We start from the raw sequence: 21,650 nt of genomic DNA, 5'->3' as shown, positions 1-21,650 counted from the left end.
CGACGGCCCGGCATGCGGATGCGGGACGACGATTTCGCTGCATAATTCCCGCGACGGCGCTGCGGCTCAAATTGGTTGGGCCAATCGGCGCGGCACGCATTGAGCGGGGAGACGCGACGATGGCAGCGATGACGGCACGGGGCCGGACCGAAGGGGTGATGCGCAAGATCGAGACGGCACTGCTCGACGGCACGTGGCCGGCCGGTGCACGCCTGCCGGCCGAGCGCGTGCTCGCGCAGCAGTACGGGGTTGCGCGCAATACGGTGCGCGAGGCGACCCAGCGGCTCGTCGCGCGCGGGCTGCTGCAGAGCCGGCGCGGCGCGGGCGTCTACGTGACGGACCAGTTGCGCGCCGGCATCGCGTCGCCGTGGGGGCAACTGGTCGCCGATCACCCCGCGCTGCGCGACGACATCCTCGAATTCCGCCGCGTGCTCGAAGGCGCGACCGCGTATTTCGCCGCGCTGCGCGCCGACGCGCACGACCGGCGCCGGATCCGTGCGCTGCTGCGCGAGCTCGAAACCGCGCACGCGAACGGCGCGGCGGCCGTCGAAGCCGCGACCGACGCGAAGCTGCACGAGGCGATCGCGCTCGCGTCGCACAACACGATGTTCCTGCACCTGCATACGAGCGTGATCGGGATGCTGCGCGAGCACATCTCGATCAACGTGGCGGGCATGACGACGCACGACGAGCACGCATCCGAACTCCTGCTGCTGCAGCATCGCGTCGTGTGCGACGCGATCTGCGCGCAGCGGCCCGAAGAGGCGCGCACCGCGATGCAGACCCATATCGACTACGTGCGCAGCCATTTCGAGCGCAGCGGCGACGAGGCCTGAGATTGGTCGGACTACTTCGGTGCGAGGCCCGCCCGGCGGGCACTTCCTGTGCGGCGGGTCTCGATGCCCGGCACGCGCGCACGCGCCTGCGGTTCGAGGCCGTCGGTGCCGCCCGCGCGATTGACCGGTTCATCGGGCGCCTACTAGAATCGGCCGGAACCGCGCGCCAGCCGCGCGCCGCGGCGCATGCGGGCCCTGTGTTCCGCCAGTCGAGGAAGTCTCCGTGTTCACGTCCCTGATCCGGCGCGCACCGGCCGCGCTGTCGTGGCGCGCCGCATGCCGCCCGGCCCGCGCGCTGGCCGCCGGCGTACTCCTGTCGCTCGTCGCCGCGTGCGCGACGCATCCGCCCGCCACCACGCTCGATCGCCCGGTCTCTCATGCGTTGCCGCCCGATACCGCGACGCCGTTGCGCGATGCGCTGGCCGCGCCCGAGGCCGCGCATCCGGGCCAGTCGGGTTTCCGGCTGCTGGCCGACGGCGCGCAGGCGTTGCAGATGCGCATCGCCCTCGCGCGCGCCGCGACGAAGACGCTCGACATGCAGTACTACATCGCGACCGAGGACACGACCGGCAAGCTGCTGCTCGCCGCGGCGCTCTACGCGGCCGATCGCGGCGTGCGCGTGCGGATGCTGGTCGACGACCTGAATTTCCGCGACATCGATCGCGTGATGGCCGCGCTGAACACGCACCCGAACGTCGAGATCCGCGTGTTCAACCCGTTCGGCGCGTCACAGGGGATGGTCGAGCGCACGGCCAACTTCTTCACGCGCATCGACAGCTTCACGCGCCGGATGCACAACAAGGCGATGATCGCGGACAACCAGATCGCGATCGTCGGCGGCCGCAACCTCGGCGACGAATACTTCAGCGCGAGCCCGACGCTGCAGTTCCGCGATCTCGACGTGCTCGCCGCGGGCCCCGTGACGAACGACATCTCGGCGAGCTTCGACACCTACTGGTCGAGCGCGAGCAGCTATCCGCTGCGCGTGCTGAATCATCAGTCGTTCGATACGAAGGATCTCGACGCGATGCGCGACGAGCTGCGCGACCACTGGCGCAAGAATGCCGATCCGTACAACGCGAAGCCGCTGAACGCGACGCCGCTCTCGCGGCAGATCGCGCGCGACGAGCTCGGGCTCGTGTGGGCGCCGGCCGAGTTCACGGCCGACGCGCCCGACAAGGTCGCGCAGCCGACCGACGCGTACGTGAGCCCGCCGATGCAGCGCCTCGTCGAACTCACGCGCGGCGCGCAGCGGGAATTCCTCGCGTTCTCGCCGTATTTCGTGCCGCACGACGCGGGCGTGAAGATCCTCGGCGACACGACCGCGCGCGGCGTGCGTGTCGCGATCCTGACCAATTCGCTCGCGGCGACCGACGCGGTCGCCGTGCAGGCCGGCTACGGGCCGTACCGCGTGCCGCTGCTGCAGCACGGCGTCGAGCTGTACGAGTTCAAGGCGCAGCCGGGTCGCCAGCGTCCGCGCCTGTTCGGGTCGCGTTCGCGCGCGAGCCTGCACGCGAAGGCGTACGTGATCGACCGGAAGATCCTCGTGATCGGCTCGATGAACCTCGATCCGCGTTCCGCGCACCTGAACACCGAACTGGCGCTGGTGATCCATGGCCCGGCGCTCGCCGAGCAGGTCGCGCAGATCTTCGCGCGCGCGACGCAGCCGGACGAAAGCTACCGCGTGAGCCTCGTGACGCCGGCGGGCGGCGGCACGCCCGCACTCGAATGGACGGGCACGGACGACGGCAAGCCGGCCGTCTATCACGTCGATCCGCACGCGGGGCTGCTGCGCAACCTGATGACCGGCGTCTTCATGCTGCTGCCGGTCGACGACCAGCTTTAGGGGCCGGAAGCGCTCCGGCTAAACCCGCGTTTCCGGTGCGCGGGCAAAGGTGATATGGTTGTGCGCGCAACGAGTGTGGCGCGCAGGACGGCGCCGCCGGGCGGCCCGCGCCACGCACGGCCGCGCACATCCGCAACCGGAGTTCCTCCATGCAACGTGTCCCGAACCAGCCGTTCACGCGTCCCGCCCGTTTCTCCGAAGCCGAATGGCAGGCGCGCGTGCAGCTCGCGGCGGCTTACCGCATCTTCGACCATCTCGGCTGGACCGAGCTGATCTACAACCATATCTCGCTGCGCGTGCCGGGCGAGGACGGGCATTTCCTGATCAACCCGTTCGGGCTCCATTACAGCGAGGTGTGCGCGTCGAACCTCGTGAAGATCGACATCGACGGCAACGTGATCGGTCATTCCGACTGGCCGATCAATCCGGCCGGCTTCACGTTCCACAGCGCGATCCATGCGGCGCTGCCCGATGCGCACTGCGTGATGCACGTGCACACGACGCCGACGATGGCTGTGTGCTGTTCGCGCGACGGGCTGTCGTTCTCGAATTTTTATTCGGCGCAGCTGTACGGGAAGATCGCGTATCACGACTTCGAGGGCATCACCGTGCATCTCGAAGAGGGACGGCGCATCGTCGAGAGCGCGGGCGGGCGGCCCGTGCTGCTGTTGCGCAACCATGGGCCCGTGACGATCGGCGCGACGCTCGCGCAGACGTTCTCGCTGATGTGGCTGCTCAATCGCGCGTGCGAGGTGCAGGTCGCCACGCACGCGATCGGCGACGCACTGCCGATCGCGCCGCCCGTGCTCGAAGGGTGCGTGCGCGATTCGCTGAATTTCGATCCGAAGCACGGCGCGGGGCAGGATGCGTTCGACGCGCTGCAGCGTATCGTCGATCGCATCGATCCCGGCTATCGGGCGTGACGCGGGGCGGCGTGATCGCTTCGTCGTGCTCGATGCGGCAGGCCCAGAATCTGGCGGCGGGCAAAAAAAACGCGGCCGGGTGGCCGCGTGAATACTCGCAGACTCCTTCGGACGAAGGAAACAAGCAACTGTGAGATGAAGTGTAGCGAAAGGCCGCACGCGGATTCAGCCGTCAGGCTGCAAAGGTCCATTCCAGCCTGAGGCAGACTGGCCTGCCGAGCGCGCTGCGGCGTTTTGCGGCATGGCCGTTCGACGGGCTCCCGGATCGGCGGCGATCGACTACCATCATGTGTGGCGCCGCCGTTCGGTCGGCGTACAACGTCGTACAAGGAGAGTCCATGCTCAAGCTGCGTTTGCTCCAGGTCGCGTTACTCGCGGGTGTGCTGGTCGCCGGCACCGCCGCCGCCGAAACGGTGCGCCTGTCCGCCAATCTCCAGCCGTCGAGCGAGGTGCCGCCGACGGCGACCAAGGGCTCGGGCGACGTCGAGGCCACCTACGACACGGCAACGCGCATGCTGCAGTGGACGGTCCGTTACGAACACCTCACCGGCCCGGCCACCGCCGCGCATTTCCACGGGCCCGCGCCGGTCGGCCAGAACGCGGGCGTGCAGGTGCCGATTCCAAAGGACGAGCTGGCGAGCCCGATCAAGGGCTCGAAGGCACTCACCGACGCGCAGGTCACCGACCTGATGGGCGGCAAGTGGTATTTCAACGTCCATACGAAGGAGCACCCGGCCGGCGAGATCCGCGGCCAGGTGATGCCGGCGAACTGAGCGCCGGCGTTTGATATGGCGGCACCCGTCGAGCGGTGCGGGAACGATCGCACGTACCGTCGTCACACTGCGAATACGGAGTGCGTCCGATGAGTTGGCAAAGCAAGTTCGCCTGCTGGCTGCTGCGCTGGCAGTTCCGTCCCGAGACCACGCGCGAGGTGCTCGATCCCGCCCGCGCACGGCGCTTTACCGACCTGCGGATCATGGTGCCGCGCCGCGTGCCGTCGGGTTACCGGTTGCGCCAGTGCTACGGCGCGGGCGACGCGCCGCTGCGCGGCGAATGGCTCGAGCGCACCGACGCGGGCGCGGGGCGCGGGCCGGGCCGCACGCTGCTGTACTTCCATGGCGGCGGCTATTACTTCTGTTCGACGAAGACCCACCGGCCGCTGGTGTTCGGCCTGACGAAGCGCGCGGGCGTGCGCTCGTTCTCGCTCGACTACCGGCTTGCGCCCGAAAACCGTTTCCCGGCCGCGCTCGACGACGCGCTGGCCGCGTACCGGCAGCTGCTGGCGCTCGGCACGCCGCCCGAGTCGATCGTGCTCGGCGGCGATTCGGCGGGCGGCGGCCTCGCGCTCGCGACGCTCGTCGCGCTGCGCGATCGCGGCGAGCCGCTGCCGGCCGGCGCGATCCTGTTCTCGCCATGGACCGACCTGGCCGCCACCGGCGCCACGCTGCGCACGAACGACGGCGCCGATCCGATGTTCGCGGGCGCGGCGCTGCCGAAGGCCGCGAAGCTGTACCTCGGCGACGAGCCGGGGACGAATCCGTACGCGTCGCCGCTCTATGCGGATTTCGCGGGCCTGCCGCCGCTGTATATCCAGGTCGGCAGCACCGAGGTGCTGCTCGACGATTCGCGCCGCGTCGCCGAGAAGGCGAAGGCCGCCGGGGTGGCGGTGGAGATCGAGGTGTGGCCGGACATGCCGCACGTGTGGCAGCTGTACGCGCCGATGATGCCTGAAGCACGCGACGCGCTCGACCGCGCGGCCGCGTTCCTGCGCCGCGTCGCGGTCGAGCGCGCGGTTCAGCGCGCCGGCGAGACGTCGATTGCCTGATAGGCGGCCTTGACGGCCGCCGAGCCGTACTTGCGCTCGAGCCGGCGGACGGTGAAGTGGCCGTGCGCCATCTGCTGGAAGTGGTCGATGAACAGCGTATTGACGGTCGCGCCGAGCACGGCGCCGATCGCCGGAATCGACTTCGCGGCCATCTGCTCGGTCACCTGCACCGAGAAACGCGACGCCACCGTCTGCACGAGCTTGAACACGGCCGCCGAGCTGTGCGCGGCGATGCCCTTCGTCGTGATGTCGGACGATGCCTTCGAGATCGCCTGCGCGAGCGCGCCGCGCAGCACGAAATAACCGAGATCGGCGTCCTCTTCCTGCTTGTCCGGGTTGCCGCCCATGCCGAGCACGGCCAGGCATTGCAGCTGCGTATCGACCGAGCCCAGGTCTTCACCCTCGCTGCGCGCGATGTCGCACACGGAGCGGAAGATCAGCGTCGTCGTCACCGGCAGCTCGACCGGCAGCGCGAGAAAGCCGAACGCGCCGCCCGCCGCGCCGGTCGTCGCGACCGCGAGTTTGTGCAGCAGGTTGCTCGGCTTGTCGGGTTCGGCGTCCGGCGCGGGCGGCTTGCCGAGCGTGCGCAGCGCGATGTTCAGGCACTTGCGCAGCGCGAGCTGCGTCGCGTCGTTGATCTTGCCGGTCGCGAAATCCGGCAGCCGGGCGATCATTTTCTCGACCGGTGCGCCCAGCATGCCCGTCAGCTTCATCGTCAGCGACGGGCTTTCCAGCACCTGCTTCGCGCGCCACAGCGCGTCCCGATCGTCCTGCGACAGCATGGTGGCGGGGGGAATTGAAATCGGTTCCATCTTTCTCCTTGGCGGTCTGGGCCGGTTTGACCGTCGCCAGCCTAGATTACTCCCGCATGCTAGAATTTTGAGATTGTTTGACTCGTCAAAAGTTGCGCCAACAAAAAATGGCTGTCCATACCGCCGCCCACCATTCGAGCGGGCAAGTCCTGCCGTTCCGCGAATCGCTGCTGGCGATGATCGGGATCTCGTTCGTCACCATGCTCGTCGCGCTCGACCAGACCGTCGTCGGCACCGCGTTGCCGACCATCGTCGCCGAGCTTCGGGGGTTCGACCTGTACGCGTGGGTCGCGACCTCGTACCTGCTCAGTTCCGTGATCACGGTGCCGATCTTCGGCCGGCTCGGCGACTATTACGGGCGCAAGCCGTTCGTCATCGTGTCGATCGTCGTGTTCACCGGCGCGTCCGTGCTGTGCGGGATGGCGAACGACATGCTGATGCTCGTGCTCGCGCGCGGGCTGCAGGGGATCGGCGGCGGAATGCTGGTCGGCACCGCGTTCGCGTGCATTCCCGACCTGTTCCCCGATTCCGTCGTGCGGTTGCGCTGGCAGGTGCTGATGAGCTCCGCGTTCGGCATCGCGAACGCGGTCGGCCCGTCGCTCGGCGGCGTGCTGACCCAGTCGTTCGGCTGGCGCTCGGTGTTTTACGTGAACCTGCCGATCGGCCTGCTGTCGCTGCTGTTCGTGTGGCGTTACCTGCCGCACCTGCGCCACGTCGAGCACGATCGCAAGATGCGGCTCGACTGGCCGGGCGCGCTGCTGATCGCGCTGTCGCTCGGCGCGCTGCAACTGTTCGTCGAATGGCTGCCGAAGTACGGCGTCGCGAGCTGGGCGTCGCTGCTGCTAGTCGTCGCGGTCGCGGCCGGTTTCGGCCTGTGGCACTGGGAGAAGCGCTGCGCGCAGCCGATCTTGCCGTTCGACATGTTCGGCAACCGCGCGCTGTCGGCGCTTTTCGTGCTGGCGATCCTCGCCGGCTTCTCGATGTTCTCGCTGCTGTTCTACGCGCCGCTGCTGTTCCAGGGCGGCTTCGGGATGTCGCCGAAGGAGGCGGGGCTCGTGATCACGCCGCTCGTCGTGTTCATCACGATCGGCAGCATCATGAACGGCCGTGTCGTCACGCGCATCCGCAATCCGAATGCGATGCTGCACGTCGGCTTCGTGCTGTTCGCGATCACCTGCGCGGGCGTCGTCGTGTCGACCCACACGACGCCGAAATGGCTGCTGATGGCGCTGATGGTCGCGGGCGGCATCGGGCTCGGCTTCGTGCTGCCGAACCTCACCGTATTCGCGCAGCAGACGGCCGGCCGCGAGCACCTCGGCATCGCCACGGCGCTGCTGCAGTCGCTGCGGATGGTCGGCGGGATGATCGGCACCGCGCTGACCGGCACGCTCGTCAACCAGATGTACTCGGGCGGCGTGCGCGATGCGCTGTCGGCCGATCACGCGATGCAGTGGCACGCGCAGCTCGCCGATCCGCAGATCCTGATCGATCGCGCCGCGCAGGGCGGCCTTGTCGCGGAGCTGACCCGTGCCGGGCATAATGGCGCGCTGCTGCTGGAAGCGGCCCGCGAATCGCTCGTCGGCGCGATTCACGTGGGTGTCGCGATGGCGGCCGTCGTCGCCGTGGTGTCGGTGTGGCAGTGCCGCCGCGTGCCGCCGATCGCGCTGCGGCGCAAGATCGAACCGCATGTCGCGGCCGATTGAACGATTGAACGAGTAGAACTGAGCGCATGGAAGAACAGGACCGCGTCGCGATCTTGCAGCAATTCGGACGGACGTATCGCGCGTTCATGACCGCATTCGAGACGCACGTCGGGCAACCGATGCCGCGCTGGCGCATCATGGTCGCGTTGCACACGATGGGCGGGCATTCGTCGCAGAAGAAGCTCGTCGAAGTGCTGCGCATCGATCCGGGCGCGCTCACGCGCCAGTTGAAATCGCTCGACGCGCTCGGCTGGATCGAGCGCGAGTCCGACGCACGCGACAATCGCGTGACCAACGTGACGCTGACGGACGCCGGCCGCGCCGCGTTCGACGCATGCCTGCCGCGCCGCAAGGCGTTTCTCGAACAGACGATGGCGCAATTGCCGGACGACGTGCTGAATGCGCTGTCGGGCGCGCTGGCGATGCTGGAGTCGCGGATCGCGGACGTCGGCTCGACGCCGGCCGCGCGTTGAAGCACGGGGCAGGGCGGCGTGAATACGCCGCGCCGCCCCGGCACTTCATCTCATCTCGATTCCCTGCGGGTTCAAAGCTCGATGCGCGTGCCCAGCAGCGCGAGGAACTGCGCGAGCCAGGCCGGATGCGCGGGCCACGCGGGCGCGGTGACGAACGGCGCGTCGGTCACGGCCGCGTCGACCGGGATGTCCGCATATTCGCCGCCCGCGAGCTTCACCTCGGGCGCGCAGGCCGGGTAGGCCGAGATGCGCTTGCCGCGGATCACGTCGGCCGCCGCGAGCAGTTGCGCCGCGTGGCAGATCGCGGCGATCGGCTTGCCGGCTTCGGCGAACTCGCGCACGAGCGAGATCACCTTCGGATCGAGTCGCAGGTATTCGGGGGCGCGGCCGCCCGCGATCGCGAGCGCGTCGTAGCGCGAGGCGTCGACGTCGTCGAATGCCGCGTTCAGCGTGAACTGGTGGCCGGGCTTCTCGGTGTAGGTCTGGTCGCCTTCGAAATCGTGGATCGCGGTCTTGATCTTGTCGCCCGCGCGTTTGCCCGGGCACACTGCATCGACGTGGTGGCCGACGGCCTGCAGCGCCTGGAACGGCACCATCGTTTCGTAGTCTTCGGCGAAATCGCCGGTCAGGAACAGGATCTTCTTCGCGGCCATGGCTTTCTCCAGTGGAGCTGCGTTGAGGGCCCGCCGCGGATGACGAATGCCATGCCCGCCCGGGGCCCCGAGGACGAAAGCGCAGTGTACTCCGGCCGCTTGAAGCGCGCGTGACGGCCGCCCCGCGCGCGCGGCGGGGCGGTGCGCGCGACCTGCGTCAGAAGAAGGTTTCGACGACTTCCGTCACGCGGAACTGCGGATCGAGCACGAGCACCTGGCGCCACTTGTCGAACGTCAGGCACGGGTGCGAGATGTCGAACGCGACCATGTCGCCGACCTTCACGTCCGCGCCCGGCGGGATCTGCAGGTACGCGTGCTGGTCCATCATCCCGGTGACGGCCCAGCCTTCGGCGGCGGCGACGTCGCGCGGGGCGGTGTCGCGGCCCGGGCGGAAGTGGCGCGCCGGCTCCGGCAGCCCCGCGTCGAACGCCGCGTCGCGCTTGCCGAGCGCGACGATCGCACGGTCGGCCTCGGGCACCGACTGCACGTAGGCCCACAACTGCAGCGCGGGCAGCAGCCCTTCGCCCATCGTGCGTGCGATCGGGTTGCGCGCGAACACGTCGGTCTGCGCCTTCTTGTAGATGCCGACATCGTGCGTCAGGTAACAGCCCGGACGCAGCACGACTTCCGCGAAGCCCGCGTCGGACGCCTTCGCGAATTCTTCCGCGACCACGTCGTACCACGCCGAACCGGCGCCGGACAGGATCGCCGGCGTACGCGCGAAGCGGCCTGCCTCGGCCAGTTCGCGCGTGAGCGCGACCGCTTCCTGCAGGAACGTGCGGATCTCGCCTTCCTCCTTCAGCACGCCTTCGTAGAGTTCGATGCCGGCCAGCTTCAGCGTGTCCGGATAGCGTGCGATCGCGGCGAGCACGGCCTCGCGCTGCGCGGCATCGCGCACGCCCGCGCGGCCGCCCGGCACGCCGAGCTCGAGCAGCACGTTCAGCGGCTTCTTCAGTGCGCCGAAGAAGCGGCCGAGCTGGTCGACGCTCTCCGCGGAATCGACGAGGCAGAAGAATTCGAAGTCGGGATCGGACAGCAGCCCCGCGATGATCGTCATGTTCTGGCGGCCGACCAGCTGGTTCGCGAGCAGCACGCGCCGCACGCCGCCGTGATACGCGGCCTGCGTCTGGTGCGCGGTCGCGAGCGTGATGCCCCACGCGCCGGCGTCGAGCTGGCGGCGGAACAGTTGCGGCGCCATCGTCGTCTTGCCGTGCGGCGCAAACTTGACGCCGTACTTCTGGACGAATGCCTGCATCCAGTTCAGGTTGTGTTCGATGCGATCCTCGTAAAGCACGGCGGCCGGCAGGCTGACGTCTTCCGCGAGCAGGTTCCACTCGAGGCGGCCCGCGTCGCCGAGCGGCACGCTCGCGCTCGGCAGATTGCCTAGGCCCTTGCCGAACGGATCGATCGTCGCTTCCTGATAGTTTGTAACTTTCATGTCATCCCGCTCCATCATCACTATGCATTGCACTGAAGTTGACACGCAGATGGTACAGAAAGTAGCATCTGCGCGGTGATGTTATTTAGTAACATCGAGCTTCGCACCCTTTTCAGCAGATGAATACGCCCGCCAATCCGTCCGCTCCGCACGCGACCGAGCCCTATCCGCCACCGGCCGCCCCGCCGGTCCTCGACATCGTCGCGCGGATCGCCGAATGCGCGCCCGAGCTGCGCGAAGCCGAGCGCAAGGTCGCCGCGTTCATCCTCGCCGATCTGGCGCGCGCCGCACATGCGAGCATCGGCGCGCTCGCGCGCGACGCGGAGGTCAGCGTCGCGACGGTCACGCGTTTCGCGAAGGCCGTCGGCTGCCGCGACGTGCGCGAACTGAAGGTGCTGGTCGCGCAGGCGGCGGCCGTCGGCCAGCGCTTTCTCGTGCCGTCCGACGACGCGCCGGCCGACGATACGAGCCCCGCGTCGATGGTCTACGACGAGATCCGCGTGGCGCTCGCGCACAACCACCAGTTGCTGCGCAATACGTCGTTCGAGGAAGCGGCCGACCTGCTCGCCGGCGCGAAGATGACCTATGTGTACGGGCAGGGCGGCGGCTCGACCGCGCTCGCCGACGAGCTGCGTTTCCGGCTCGTGCGCTTCGGCCGGCCGGTCGCGAGCTACCAGGACAGCCTGCTGCAGCGGATGGTGGCCGCGACGCTGTCGCGCGACACCGTCGTCGTCGCGCTGTCGGTGAGCGGGCGCGTGCCCGAGCTGCTCGAGAGCTGCCGGCTCGCGAAGCGCTACGGCGCGAAGCTGATCGCGATCACCGCGCCGGCCTCGCCGCTCGCGAAGCTGGCCGACCACCTGATCCCGGTCGTCGCGTTCGAAACCGATTTCATTTACAAGCCGTCGACATCGCGCTACGCGATGATGATGGCGATCGATGTGCTCGTCACCGGAGTCGCGTTGCGGCTCGGCGATGCGGGCCGGGAATCGCTGCGTCGCATCAAGCACGCGCTCGATGCGCACCGCGGCGGCGGAGACCGTCAACCGGTAGGAGACTGACCATGCATTCGCATCCCGAAGCCGCCGATACGCTGATCGTCGGCGCGCAGCTTTACGACGGTACCGGCGCGCCGCCCGTCACGCGCGACGTCGCGATCCGCAACGGCGTGATCGCGGCGATCGGCAACCTGTCGAACTGGCTCGCCGAGACCGTCGTCGATGCGAACGGCCGTGCGCTCGCGCCGGGCTTCGTCGACGTGCACACGCACGACGACACGCACGTGATCCGCGCGCCGCAGATGGTGCCGAAGATCTCGCAGGGCGTGACGACCGTGATCGTCGGCAACTGCGGGATCAGCGCGTCGCCGGTGACGCTCGCGGGCGATCCGCCCGATCCGATGAACCTGCTCGGCGAGCGCGGCGCGTTCCAGTACCCGACCTTCGCCGACTACGTCGCGGCCGTGAACGACGCGCGTCCGGCCGTGAACGTCGCGGCGCTCGTCGGCCACACGGCGCTGCGCAACAACCAGATGGACCGCCTCGACCGCGCGGCGACCGACGGCGAGATCGCCGGGATGCGCGCGCAGCTCGAGGAGGCGCTCGCGAACGGCGCGCTCGGCCTGTCGTCGGGCCTCGCGTACGGCTCCGCGTTCGCGGCGCCGACCGAAGAGGTGATGGCGCTCGCCGAGCCGCTCGCGAACGCCGGCGCGTTGTACACGACGCACATGCGCACTGAATTCGACGCGATCCTCGATGCGATGGAAGAGGCGTACCAGGTCGGCCGCCATGCGCGCGTGCCGGTCGTGATCTCGCACCTGAAGTGCGCGGGCCCGTCGAACTGGGGGCGCAGCACCGAAGTGCTCGCGTCGCTCGAAGGCGCGCGCCGCTACCAGCCGGTCGGCTGCGACTGCTATCCGTACAGCCGCAGCTCGTCGACGCTCGACCTGAAGCAGGTGACGGGCGACATCGACATCACGATCACCTGGTCGGAGCCGCACCCGGAAGTGGCGGGCAAGCTGCTGAAGGCGATCGCGGCCGACTGGGGCGTGACCGAGCAGGAGGCCGCGCAGCGCATCCGCCCGGCGGGCGCCGTGTACCACAACATGTCCGAGGACGACGTGCGCCGGATCCTGTCGCACCCGGCGACGATGGTGGGCTCCGACGGCCTGCCGAACGATCCGCTGCCGCACCCGCGGCTGTGGGGCGCGTTTCCGCGCGTGCTCGGCCACTACGTGCGCGACACCAACCTGCTGCCGCTCGAGGAGGCGATCCGCAAGATGACGTCGCTGTCCGCGCGCCGCTACGGCATCGCGCGGCGCGGCGAGGTGCATGTGGGCTACCACGCCGACCTCGTGCTGTTCGACCCGGCGCGCGTGATCGACGCCGCGACGTTCGAGAAGCCGCAGCAGCCCGCGCATGGAATCGACGCCGTGTGGGTGAACGGCGTGCTGACCTACGAAAACGGCCAGCCGACCGGCGAGCGCGCCGGCGGCTTCGTCGCACGCGGCGAGCGTGTGCCGGCGAGTGCCGACGCCGCGTTCTGAACGCGGTTGTCGTTCCGATCTGCCGCGCGCGCCATCGTCGGTGCGCGCATCCGCAACCGTGCGTTGCATGGGACCGGCGCCGACGCTGAAGCGTCGAGGCGGTCGACAAACAAGGAGTGAAACGATGAAGCGATATGGCGTAGGCGAAGCGAAGGGGACGGGCGGCCAGGTGATGCCGTTCGCACGCGCGGTCGAGGCCGACGGCTGGCTGTACGTGTCGGGCCAGACGCCGATGGTGAACGGCGAGGTCGTCGAAGGCGGGATCGTCACGCAGTCGAAGCAGACGATCGAGAACGTGATCGCGATCCTGAAGGAAGCCGGCTACGGCCTCGAGCACGTCGTGCGCTGCGGCGTGTGGCTCGACGACGCACGCGATTTCGCGTCGTTCAACAAGGTGTTCGTGTCGTACTTCGGCGAGCATCCGCCGGCACGCGCGTGCGTGCAGTCGAGCATGGTCATCGACTGCAAGGTCGAGGTCGACTGCATCGCGTACAAGGCGCCGGCGAAGTAACGCCGCAACGGCGAGCCGCTCCAGAACGGGCCCGGCGCATTCACGTGCTTCCCGCACAATGAAAAACAGCCCGGCCGGTTGATTCCGGTCGGGCTGTTGTATTTGGGGTGGCGGCCGCGCGTCGCCGGCGGCAAAAGGCAAGCTGCGGCGGCCACCCGCCGCCGTCACTGCCGCGCGTTGCGCGCGTTGTCCGGCATCGGCTGGTTGTAGTTCGTGCGGAACGGGTTGATGTCGAGCCCGCCGCGGCGCGTATAGCGCGCATACACCGCGAGCTTCACCGGTTTGCACGCGTGCAGGATGTCGAGGAAGATCCGCTCGACGCACTGCTCGTGAAAGCCCGTATGGTTGCGGAACGAGATGATGTAGCGCAGCAGGCCCGCGTGGTCGATCTGCGGCCCGACGTAGTGAATCTGCACGCTGCCCCAGTCGGGCTGGCCGGTGACCGGGCAGTTCGAGCGCAGCAGGTCGGACACGAGCGTCTCCTCGACCGGCGCTTCGTCGACGGCCGCCGACAGCAGCGACGGATCGGGTTCGTACACGTCGGTGTCGAGGTCGAGCCGGTCGAGCGACAGCCCGTCGAGTTCGTCCATTTCGAGCTTGCCGAAATCGTGCGGCGACACGAGCTGCACGGCGACGCTCGCCCCGCACGCGGCCGACACGTCGCGCTTCAGCGTGTCGCGCACCGCGTCGATCGAGTCGAATTTCGTCTGCGCGAACGAGCCGAGATACAGCTTGAACGACTTCGATTCGACGATGTTCGGCGATTCGGCCGGTACGTAGAAGGTCGCAACCGCAATCTGCGGCTTGCCGCGCGCGTTGAGCCAGGACAGCTCGTATGCGTTCCAGATGTCGGTGCCGAAGAACGGCAGCGCCGACGCGATGCCGAGCTGCTCGCGCGCGCCGGCGCGCGGGATCGGGAACAGCAGCGACGCGTCGTACTGGGCCGCGTAGACGGTGGCCTTGCCGAGCGGGGAATGTTCGGGATTCATGCGTGACGCCTTTACGACAGGAAGAGGCGGTAAGCCGGATTGGCGCTCTCCTCGACATACGGATAGCCGAGTGCCGCGAGGAAGCGTTCGAATTCGGCGCGATCGGCCTGCGGTACCTGCAGCCCGACGAGGATCGAGCTGTAGTCCGCGCCCTGGTTGCGGTAATGGAACAGGCTGATGTTCCAGTCCGGCGCCATCGACGACAGGAACTTCATCAGCGCGCCCGGCCGTTCCGGGAACTCGAAGCGGAACAGGCGCTCGTCGAGCGCGAGCGGCGAACGGCCGCCCACCATGTAGCGGATGTGTTCCTTCGACAGCTCGTCGTGCGTCAGGTCGACGGACTTGAAGCCGTGCGATTCGAAGTTCGCGGCGATCTCGGCCGATTCGCCGCGGCGCTTGATCTGCACGCCGACGAAGATGTGCGCGGCCTGCGCATCGGCGATCCGGTAGTTGAACTCGGTGACGTTGCGGTCGCCGACGAGCGAGCAGAACCGCTTGAAGCTGCCGCGTTCCTCGGGGATCGTGACCGCGAACACGGCTTCGCGCGCCTCACCCACTTCCGCGCGCTCGGCGACGAAGCGCATCCGGTCGAAGTTCATGTTCGCGCCGGACGTGACCGCGACGAGCGTCTGGTTCTCGATGCCTTCGCGTTCCGCGTAGAGCTTCGCGCCCGCGACCGCGAGCGCGCCGGACGGCTCGAGCACGCTGCGCGTGTCCTGGAAGACGTCCTTGATCGCCGCGCACAGCGCGTCGGTGTTCACCGTCAGGACGCCGTCGAGGTATTCGCTGCAGAGCCGGAAGGTTTCCTCGCCGACCAGCTTCACGGCGGTACCGTCCGCGAACAGGCCGACCTCGCTCAGCTCGACGCGCTTGCCCGCGTCGAGCGACTGCGCCATCGCGCACGAATCCTCGGCCTGCACGCCGATCACCTTGATCTCCGGTCGCACCGCCTTCACGTAGGCCGCGACGCCGGACGCGAGCCCGCCGCCGCCGATCGGCACGAAGACCGCGTGGATCGGGCCCTGGTGCTGGCGCAGGATCTCCATCGCGATCGTGCCCTGGCCGGCGATCACGTACGGATCGTCGAACGGATGGACGAACGTGAGTCCGCGCTCTTCCTGCACCTTGACCGCGTATGCATACGCGTCGCTGTACGACTCCCCGGCCTGGATCACCTCGACGCTCGGGCCGCCGTGCGCGCGCACCGCATCGACCTTCACCTGCGGCGTCGTGACGGGCACGACGATCACGGCCTTGACGCCCATCCGGGCCGCCGAGAACGCGACACCCTGCGCGTGGTTGCCGGCCGATGCCGTAATCACGCCGCGCGCGAGCGCATCCGCCGGAATGTGCGCCATCTTGTTGTACGCGCCGCGCAGCTTGAACGAGAACACCGGCTGGTTGTCCTCGCGCTTGAGGTAGACGGCGTTGCGCAGCCGGGCGGACAGGTTGCGGGCGGATTCGAGTTCCGTCTCGATCGCGACGTCGTAGACGCGCGCGGTGAGGATTTTCTTCAGGTAATCGTGGGATGCCATGGGCGCTCGCGTGCAGTGCGGTAGCAGACGGTAAAGGATCAATGATAGCGCCAAGGGTCCGCCTGTACGCAAGCGGCATGCCGGGCGCACGCCCGCGTGGCCGTGCGGACGATGCGTCGGCGACGTTGCGCGGCCTTTTTTACCGGCTTAACCGCGTGGTTACCGACCGGACGGACGGCGAATGACCGCGTGAAATCGCGCCGAGCCAGGCCTGGCGCGGCTCGCGGCGATAGCCCCACGACCTGTCCGACGTGTCACGCGTGGCCCGATCATGGGTTAGAATTCCGTTTTGAATCAAGGATTCGGAAGATGCAGAGGCACCCTCGGATCGCACCGTTGAAGCCGACGCCGCGCGCAGCCAGCCCCGCGGCGGAACGGCATGCGCGCCGCGCGCGATCGTGCTGATGATCGAGTGCCGCCAGGCCCTGTCGCCGGCCAGGAGGGGCGAATCTCCGCCCGCTCCGGCCCCATGAAGGACAGCCGCGCGCCTGGTAACAGAACAGATTTCCCCAAGATTGCGCCCACGCGCTTGCCGACGCCCGTGCACGGTGTATCGGCCCTCCGAGTCGTCCGAACATGAACGCACCACAAGTTTTCGATCCGCATGGCGCGGCAGCCGCCGTCGCCGCCGACCCCGCGCCCCGGTTGCGCGAGATTCCCTACAACTACACGTCCTTCTCGGATCGCGAGATCGTGATCCGCCTGCTCGGCGAAGAGGCGTGGTCGGTGCTCGACGAGCTGCGCGCCGAGCGCCGTACGGGCCGCTCGGCACGGATGCTGTATGAAGTGCTCGGCGACATCTGGGTCGTGCGCCGCAACCCGTACCTGCAGGACGACCTGCTCGACAACCCGAAGCGCCGCGCGCTGTTGATCGAGGCGCTGAACCACCGGCTGACCGAAATCGGCAAGCGCCGCAGCGCGGATCTCACCGAGCACCGCGACGACGCGGGCCGCGAACGCGCATCGCGCGTCGAGATGCTCGAAACCGCCGCGCAGCGCGCGGTCAACGAGTTCGCGGACGAATTCGAGAAGATGGCCGACCTGCGCCGCCGCGCGACCAAGGCGCTCGGCCGCTGCACGCAGAAGGACAACATCCGTTTCGACGGGCTGTCGCGCGTGTCGCACGTGACCGACGCGACCGACTGGCGGGTCGAATATCCGTTCGTCGTGCTCACCCCCGATACCGAAGCCGAGATCGCCGGCCTGATCAAGGCCTGCTTCGAGCTCGGCCTGACCGTGATCCCGCGCGGCGGCGGCACCGGCTACACGGGCGGCGCGGTGCCGCTCACGCCGTTCTCCGCGGTGATCAACACCGAGAAGCTCGAACAGCTCGGCGCGGTCGAGCTGACCGAGCTGCCGGGCGTCGCGCACAAGGTGCCGACGATCTTCTCCGGCGCGGGCGTCGTCACACGCCGCGTGACGGAAGCCGCGGAAGCGGCCGGCTACGTGTTCGCGGTCGATCCGACCTCGCTCGACGCATCGTGCATCGGCGGCAACGTCGCGATGAACGCGGGCGGCAAGAAGGCCGTGCTGTGGGGCACCGCGCTCGACAACCTGGCCTGGTGGCGGATGGTCGACCCGGACGGCAACTGGCTCGAAGTCACGCGCCACGAGCACAACCAGGGCAAGATCCACGACATCGCGGTCGCGCGTTTCGAGCTGAAGTGGTTCGACGGCGCATATGCGCCGGGCGAGAAGCTGCTGAAGAGCGAGATGCTCGAGATCGAGGGCCGCCGGTTCCGCAAGGAAGGCCTCGGCAAGGACGTGACCGACAAGTTCCTGGCCGGCCTGCCGGGCGTGCAGAAGGAAGGCTGCGACGGGCTCATCACGTCCGCGCGCTGGGTGCTGCACAAGATGCCGGCGCACACCCGCACCGTCTGCCTGGAATTCTTCGGCCAGGCGCGCGAGGCGATCCCGAGCATCGTCGAGATCAAGGACTACCTGTTCGAGACGTCGAAGCAGGGCGGCGCGATCCTCGCGGGCCTCGAGCACCTCGACGAGCGCTACCTGCGCGCGGTCGGCTACGCGACCAAGAGCAAGCGCAACGCATTTCCCAAGATGGTGCTGATCGGCGACATCGTCGGCGATGACGCCGACGCGGTCGCGCACGCGACGTCCGAAGTGATCCGGATGGCGAACGGCAAGAGCGGCGAAGGCTTCGTCGCGATCAGCGCGGAGGCGCGCAAGCGCTTCTGGCTCGACCGCAGCCGCACGGCCGCGATCGCGAAGCACACGAACGCGTTCAAGATCAACGAAGACGTCGTCATCCCGTTGAACCGGATGGGCGAGTACACCGACGGCATCGAGCGGATCAACATCGAGCTGTCGCTGAAGAACAAGCTGCAACTGGTCGACGCGCTGGAAGCGTTCTTCCGCGGCGGCAACCTGCCGCTCGGCAAGACCGACGACGCGAACGAGATCCCGAGCGCCGAACTGCTCGAGGATCGCGTCCAGCAGGCACTGGAGCTGCTCAAGCGCGTGCGCGCGCGCTGGGAGTTCGTGCGCGACCGGCTCGACCAGCCGCTGCGCGAGGCGCAGCACTACCTCGTGCAACTCGGTTACGAGGCGCTGGCCGAGAAGTTCGCGGACCGCGCGGACGAGCAGCCGGGCGCGACCGTGTTCCACGTCACGCAGGACCGCACGGTGCGCATCTCGTGGAAGCAGGAGATCCGCGCGGAGCTGCGCGCGATCTTCAACGGCGGCGCGTTTAAGCAGATCCTCGACGAAGCGCAGGCGATCCACAAGCAGGTGCTGCGCGGCCGCGTGTTCGTCGCGCTGCACATGCACGCGGGCGACGGCAACGTCCACACCAACCTGCCGGTCAACTCCGACAACTACGAGATGCTGCAGGACGCCCACGCGGCGGTCGCGCGCATCATGACGCTCGCGCGTTCGCTCGACGGCGTGATTTCCGGCGAGCACGGCATCGGCATCACGAAGCTCGAGTTCCTGACCGACGACGAGATCGCCGAATTCCGCGCGTACAAGCAACGCGTCGACCCGAACGGCCGTTTCAACAAGGGTAAGCTGCTCGAAGGCGCCGATCTGCGCAACGCCTATACGCCGAGCTTCGGGCTGATGGGATACGAGTCGCTGATCATGAAGCAGTCCGACATCGGCGCGATCGCCGATTCGGTGAAGGACTGCCTGCGCTGCGGCAAGTGCAAGCCGGTGTGCGCGACGCACGTGCCGCGCGCGAACCTGCTGTACAGCCCGCGTAACAAGATCCTCGCGACGTCGCTGCTGGTCGAGGCGTTCCTGTATGAGGAACAGACGCGCCGCGGCGTGTCGATCAAGCACTGGGACGAGTTCAACGACGTGGCCGACCACTGCACGGTGTGCCACAAGTGCGCGACGCCGTGCCCGGTGAAGATCGATTTCGGCGACGTCACGATGAACATGCGCAACCTGTTGCGCAAGATGGGCAAGAAGAAATTCAACGCCGGCAATGCGGCGGGCATGTTCTTCCTGAACGCGACCAACCCGCAGACGATCAATGCCGCGCGCACCGTGATGATGGGCGTCGGCTACAAGGTGCAGCGCTTCGCGAACGACATGCTGAAGAACGTCGTGAAGAAGCAGACGCAGCACCCGCCGGCGACGGTGGGCAAGCCGCCCGTCGTCGAGCAGGTGATCCACTTCGTCAACAAGAAGATGCCGGGCAACCTGCCGAAGAAGACGGCGCGCGCGCTGCTCGACATCGAGGACAACAAGATCGTGCCGATCATCCGCAACCCGAAGTCGACGACCGTCGATTCGGAAGCGGTGTTCTACTTCCCGGGCTGCGGCTCCGAGCGTTTGTTCTCGCAGGTCGGCCTCGCGACGCAGGCGATGCTGTGGGAGGCGGGCGTGCAGACCGTGCTGCCGCCGGGCTACCTGTGCTGCGGCTATCCGCAGCGCGGCTCGGGCCAGTACGACAAGGCCGAGAAGATCGTCACCGACAACCGCGTGCTGTTCCACCGGGTCGCGAACACGCTGAACTACCTCGATATCAAGACGGTGGTCGTGTCGTGCGGCACCTGCTACGACCAGCTCGCCGGTTACGAATTCGACAAGATCTTCCCGGGCTGCCGGATCATCGACATCCACGAGTTCCTGCTCGAGAAGGGGATGAAGCTCGACGGCGTGACGGGCACGCGCTACATGTATCACGACCCGTGCCATACGCCGATCAAGACGATGGACCCGGTGAAGCTCGTCAACGAGCTGATGGGCTCGGAGAAGGACGGCTACAGGATCGAGAAGAACGATCGTTGCTGCGGTGAGTCGGGCACGCTGGCGGTCACGCGGCCGGATATCTCCACGCAGGTGCGTTTCCGCAAGGAAGAGGAGATCCGCAAGGGCGCCGCGAAGCTGCGTGCGATTCCCGTGGTGGCCGGCGCTGCGTCGGCGCCAGCCGCCGCGGCCGCGAACGGCCCGGACGTGAAGATCCTGACGAGCTGCCCGTCGTGCCTGCAGGGCCTGTCGCGCTACGGCGAGGATGCGAACCTCGAAGCCGACTACATCGTGGTCGAAATCGCGCGCCAGGTGCTCGGCGAGAACTGGATGGCCGATTATGTCGCACGCGCGAACAATGGCGGGATCGAGCGCGTGCTGGTCTAATGCGGGCATGACGACCGCCCGACCGGGCTGGGGATGAGCGGGCGCCGGCGCGGCAATGCCGGCGCCCGTCCACATGGGAGCGACGATGGAATGCGTGTTTTGCCGTGAAGACGGCGGCGAGGTGCTCTGGCAGGACGATGCGCTGCGCGTCGTCCTCGCGACGGGCGAGCACGAGTATCCGGGCTTCTGCCGGGTGATCTGGGGCACGCACGTAGCGGAATTCTCCGATCTCGGCGAGCCCGAGCGGGCCCATCTGATGCGCGTGGTCTACGCGGTCGAGCGGGCCGTGCGCCGCGTGATGCAGCCGAACAAGGTGAATCTCGCGAGCCTCGGCAACATGGTGCCGCACGTGCACTGGCACGTGATCCCGCGCTTTTCCAACGACGCCCACTTCCCGCAGCCCGTCTGGGCGCCGCGCCAGCGCAGCGTGTCCGAGGCGCTGCTGCGCACGCGCGCGGCGCAGGCCTCGCTGCTGCACAATGCGGTGCGCGAGGAAATTCAACGCATGACCGATTCGAGGCAGCCATGAGCGGTTTGACTTCCACGACGCCGATTCCGTCCGGCGTTGTCGTGCACGCGGTATCGCGCGTGCTCGAATTGCAGTACCCGAACGGTGAAAGCTACCGGATTCCGTTCGAGCTGATGCGCGTGTATTCGCCGTCGGCCGAGGTGCGCGGCCACGGGCCCGGCCAGGAGACGCTGCAGACCGGCAAGCGCGAGGTGACGATCACCGCGCTCGAGGGCGTCGGCAACTACGCGCTGCAGCCGACGTTTTCCGACGGCCATTCGACCGGCATCTACTCGTGGGACCTGCTGTACGAGCTGGCCACGCAGCAGGACGCGCTGTGGCGCGACTATTTCGACAAACTGAAGGCGGCGGGCGTCGAGCGCGACGCCCCGATGCAGGCGGCCTCCGCGTCGCACGGCCACTGCCACTGAAATTCGACGGCGCCCGCTCGGCG

Annotated in this window: 18 protein-coding genes; 13 read left to right on the top strand and 5 right to left on the bottom strand. The window is 68.1% G+C overall.

Annotation, left to right across the window (positions count from 1 at the left end):
* The first annotated feature begins 119 nt into the window (after positions 1-119).
* The 5 genes from ACTJLD_RS25140 (at position 120) to ACTJLD_RS25120 (ending at position 5,430) form a co-directional block, all read left to right on the top strand.
* Complete coding sequence (locus tag ACTJLD_RS25140) at positions 120-836, top strand: FadR/GntR family transcriptional regulator (protein WP_027789137.1); 717 nt, start codon at positions 120-122, stop codon at positions 834-836.
* Between the two features lie 223 nt (positions 837-1,059).
* Positions 1,060-2,682: a phospholipase D family protein gene (locus ACTJLD_RS25135; RefSeq protein ID WP_440659853.1), complete on the top strand. Its 1,623-nt coding sequence runs from the start codon at positions 1,060-1,062 to the stop codon at positions 2,680-2,682.
* A 149-nt stretch (positions 2,683-2,831) separates the two neighbouring features.
* Complete coding sequence (locus tag ACTJLD_RS25130) at positions 2,832-3,605, top strand: class II aldolase/adducin family protein (protein ID WP_301827014.1); 774 nt, start codon at positions 2,832-2,834, stop codon at positions 3,603-3,605.
* A 338-nt stretch (positions 3,606-3,943) separates the two neighbouring features.
* A complete protein-coding gene (locus ACTJLD_RS25125) occupies positions 3,944-4,378 on the top strand; it encodes a CHRD domain-containing protein (RefSeq protein ID WP_440659851.1) in 435 nt (144 codons plus the stop codon).
* Positions 4,379-4,467: 89 nt separating this feature from the next.
* Entirely contained in the window at positions 4,468-5,430 is a 963-nt protein-coding gene (locus ACTJLD_RS25120; RefSeq protein ID WP_060313514.1) for an alpha/beta hydrolase, read from the top strand.
* On the opposite strand, the gene ACTJLD_RS25115 is transcribed toward ACTJLD_RS25120, so the two are convergent.
* Positions 5,400-6,242, bottom strand: a complete 843-nt coding sequence (locus tag ACTJLD_RS25115) for an EcsC family protein (RefSeq protein WP_027789140.1) — start codon at positions 6,240-6,242, stop codon at positions 5,400-5,402. The two genes, ACTJLD_RS25120 and ACTJLD_RS25115, sit on opposite strands and share 31 nt — an antisense overlap.
* A 107-nt stretch (positions 6,243-6,349) precedes the next feature.
* Between ACTJLD_RS25115 and ACTJLD_RS25110 the strand changes: the two genes are divergently transcribed.
* Complete coding sequence (locus tag ACTJLD_RS25110; RefSeq protein WP_021161334.1) at positions 6,350-7,945, top strand: MDR family MFS transporter; 1,596 nt, start codon at positions 6,350-6,352, stop codon at positions 7,943-7,945.
* Between the two features lie 26 nt (positions 7,946-7,971).
* A complete protein-coding gene (locus ACTJLD_RS25105) occupies positions 7,972-8,418 on the top strand; it encodes a MarR family winged helix-turn-helix transcriptional regulator (protein ID WP_021161333.1) in 447 nt (148 codons plus the stop codon).
* Positions 8,419-8,489: 71 nt separating this feature from the next.
* Here ACTJLD_RS25105 and ACTJLD_RS25100 read toward each other — a convergent pair whose 3' ends face one another.
* Together ACTJLD_RS25100 and ACTJLD_RS25095 are read right to left on the bottom strand one after the other, a co-directional pair.
* Positions 8,490-9,071, bottom strand: a complete 582-nt coding sequence (locus ACTJLD_RS25100) for a DJ-1/PfpI family protein (protein ID WP_021161332.1) — start codon at positions 9,069-9,071, stop codon at positions 8,490-8,492.
* A 157-nt stretch (positions 9,072-9,228) separates the two neighbouring features.
* Positions 9,229-10,509, bottom strand: a complete 1,281-nt coding sequence (locus tag ACTJLD_RS25095) for an amino acid deaminase (RefSeq protein ID WP_048023194.1) — start codon at positions 10,507-10,509, stop codon at positions 9,229-9,231.
* A 119-nt stretch (positions 10,510-10,628) separates the two neighbouring features.
* Here ACTJLD_RS25095 and ACTJLD_RS25090 point away from each other — a divergent pair, with 119 nt between their 5' ends.
* The 3 genes from ACTJLD_RS25090 (at position 10,629) to ACTJLD_RS25080 (ending at position 13,562) form a co-directional block, all read left to right on the top strand.
* Positions 10,629-11,567 (top strand): MurR/RpiR family transcriptional regulator, encoded by a 939-nt coding sequence (locus ACTJLD_RS25090; RefSeq protein WP_440659848.1) that lies wholly within the window; start codon positions 10,629-10,631, stop codon positions 11,565-11,567.
* Between the two features lie 2 nt (positions 11,568-11,569).
* On the top strand, positions 11,570-13,051 hold the full coding sequence (locus ACTJLD_RS25085) for an N-acyl-D-amino-acid deacylase family protein (protein WP_027789144.1): 1,482 nt from the start codon (positions 11,570-11,572) through the stop codon (positions 13,049-13,051).
* A gap of 124 nt (positions 13,052-13,175) precedes the next feature.
* Positions 13,176-13,562 (top strand): RidA family protein, encoded by a 387-nt coding sequence (locus ACTJLD_RS25080; RefSeq protein WP_006751946.1) that lies wholly within the window; start codon positions 13,176-13,178, stop codon positions 13,560-13,562.
* Positions 13,563-13,726: 164 nt separating this feature from the next.
* On the opposite strand, the gene queF is transcribed toward ACTJLD_RS25080, so the two are convergent.
* Together queF and ilvA are read right to left on the bottom strand one after the other, a co-directional pair.
* Positions 13,727-14,551, bottom strand: coding sequence for an NADPH-dependent 7-cyano-7-deazaguanine reductase QueF (gene queF, locus ACTJLD_RS25075; protein WP_027789146.1), 825 nt, complete (start codon positions 14,549-14,551; stop codon positions 13,727-13,729).
* Between the two features lie 11 nt (positions 14,552-14,562).
* Positions 14,563-16,086, bottom strand: a complete 1,524-nt coding sequence (ilvA, locus tag ACTJLD_RS25070) for a threonine ammonia-lyase, biosynthetic (RefSeq protein ID WP_321844200.1) — start codon at positions 16,084-16,086, stop codon at positions 14,563-14,565.
* A 576-nt stretch (positions 16,087-16,662) separates the two neighbouring features.
* Here ilvA and ACTJLD_RS25065 point away from each other — a divergent pair.
* From ACTJLD_RS25065 to ACTJLD_RS25055, 3 genes are all read left to right on the top strand, one after another.
* Positions 16,663-20,688 carry a DUF3683 domain-containing protein gene (locus tag ACTJLD_RS25065; protein ID WP_226181367.1) on the top strand — a complete coding sequence of 1,342 codons (4,026 nt, stop codon included), beginning with the start codon at positions 16,663-16,665 and terminating at the stop codon, positions 20,686-20,688.
* An 85-nt stretch (positions 20,689-20,773) separates the two neighbouring features.
* The gene (locus ACTJLD_RS25060; RefSeq protein WP_021161324.1) at positions 20,774-21,217 is read left to right on the top strand and encodes an HIT family protein; all 444 of its coding nucleotides are present in this window, start codon (positions 20,774-20,776) and stop codon (positions 21,215-21,217) included.
* A complete protein-coding gene (locus tag ACTJLD_RS25055; RefSeq protein WP_021161323.1) occupies positions 21,214-21,627 on the top strand; it encodes a gamma-butyrobetaine hydroxylase-like domain-containing protein in 414 nt (137 codons plus the stop codon). The genes ACTJLD_RS25060 and ACTJLD_RS25055 overlap by 4 nt, the downstream gene beginning before the upstream one ends.
* The last annotated feature ends 23 nt before the right edge of the window (positions 21,628-21,650 follow it).

It is taken from the genome of Burkholderia sp. 22088 (assembly GCF_052045915.1).
Lineage (GTDB): Bacteria > Pseudomonadota > Gammaproteobacteria > Burkholderiales > Burkholderiaceae > Burkholderia > Burkholderia cepacia.
Note: the sequence above shows the minus strand (reverse complement) of the source record. Positions and strands in the feature narration are given on the sequence as shown.

Excerpts from the sequence above, each read along its gene's own strand:
- ACTJLD_RS25060 (WP_021161324.1), top strand. The coding sequence starts at position 20,774 with ATGGAATGCGTGTTTTGCCGTGAAGACGGCGGCGAGGTGCTCTGGCAG.
- queF (WP_027789146.1), bottom strand. The coding sequence starts at position 14,551 with ATGAATCCCGAACATTCCCCGCTCGGCAAGGCCACCGTCTACGCGGCC.
- ACTJLD_RS25115 (WP_027789140.1), bottom strand. The coding sequence starts at position 6,242 with ATGGAACCGATTTCAATTCCCCCCGCCACCATGCTGTCGCAGGACGAT.
- ACTJLD_RS25065 (WP_226181367.1), top strand. The coding sequence starts at position 16,663 with ATGAACGCACCACAAGTTTTCGATCCGCATGGCGCGGCAGCCGCCGTC.
- ACTJLD_RS25110 (WP_021161334.1), top strand. The coding sequence starts at position 6,350 with ATGGCTGTCCATACCGCCGCCCACCATTCGAGCGGGCAAGTCCTGCCG.
- ACTJLD_RS25090 (WP_440659848.1), top strand. The coding sequence starts at position 10,629 with ATGAATACGCCCGCCAATCCGTCCGCTCCGCACGCGACCGAGCCCTAT.
- ACTJLD_RS25140 (WP_027789137.1), top strand. The coding sequence starts at position 120 with ATGGCAGCGATGACGGCACGGGGCCGGACCGAAGGGGTGATGCGCAAG.
- ACTJLD_RS25095 (WP_048023194.1), bottom strand. The coding sequence starts at position 10,509 with ATGAAAGTTACAAACTATCAGGAAGCGACGATCGATCCGTTCGGCAAG.
- ACTJLD_RS25120 (WP_060313514.1), top strand. The coding sequence starts at position 4,468 with ATGAGTTGGCAAAGCAAGTTCGCCTGCTGGCTGCTGCGCTGGCAGTTC.
- ACTJLD_RS25125 (WP_440659851.1), top strand. The coding sequence starts at position 3,944 with ATGCTCAAGCTGCGTTTGCTCCAGGTCGCGTTACTCGCGGGTGTGCTG.
- ACTJLD_RS25080 (WP_006751946.1), top strand. The coding sequence starts at position 13,176 with ATGAAGCGATATGGCGTAGGCGAAGCGAAGGGGACGGGCGGCCAGGTG.
- ilvA (WP_321844200.1), bottom strand. The coding sequence starts at position 16,086 with ATGGCATCCCACGATTACCTGAAGAAAATCCTCACCGCGCGCGTCTAC.
- ACTJLD_RS25130 (WP_301827014.1), top strand. The coding sequence starts at position 2,832 with ATGCAACGTGTCCCGAACCAGCCGTTCACGCGTCCCGCCCGTTTCTCC.
- ACTJLD_RS25085 (WP_027789144.1), top strand. The coding sequence starts at position 11,570 with ATGCATTCGCATCCCGAAGCCGCCGATACGCTGATCGTCGGCGCGCAG.
- ACTJLD_RS25105 (WP_021161333.1), top strand. The coding sequence starts at position 7,972 with ATGGAAGAACAGGACCGCGTCGCGATCTTGCAGCAATTCGGACGGACG.
- ACTJLD_RS25100 (WP_021161332.1), bottom strand. The coding sequence starts at position 9,071 with ATGGCCGCGAAGAAGATCCTGTTCCTGACCGGCGATTTCGCCGAAGAC.
- ACTJLD_RS25055 (WP_021161323.1), top strand. The coding sequence starts at position 21,214 with ATGAGCGGTTTGACTTCCACGACGCCGATTCCGTCCGGCGTTGTCGTG.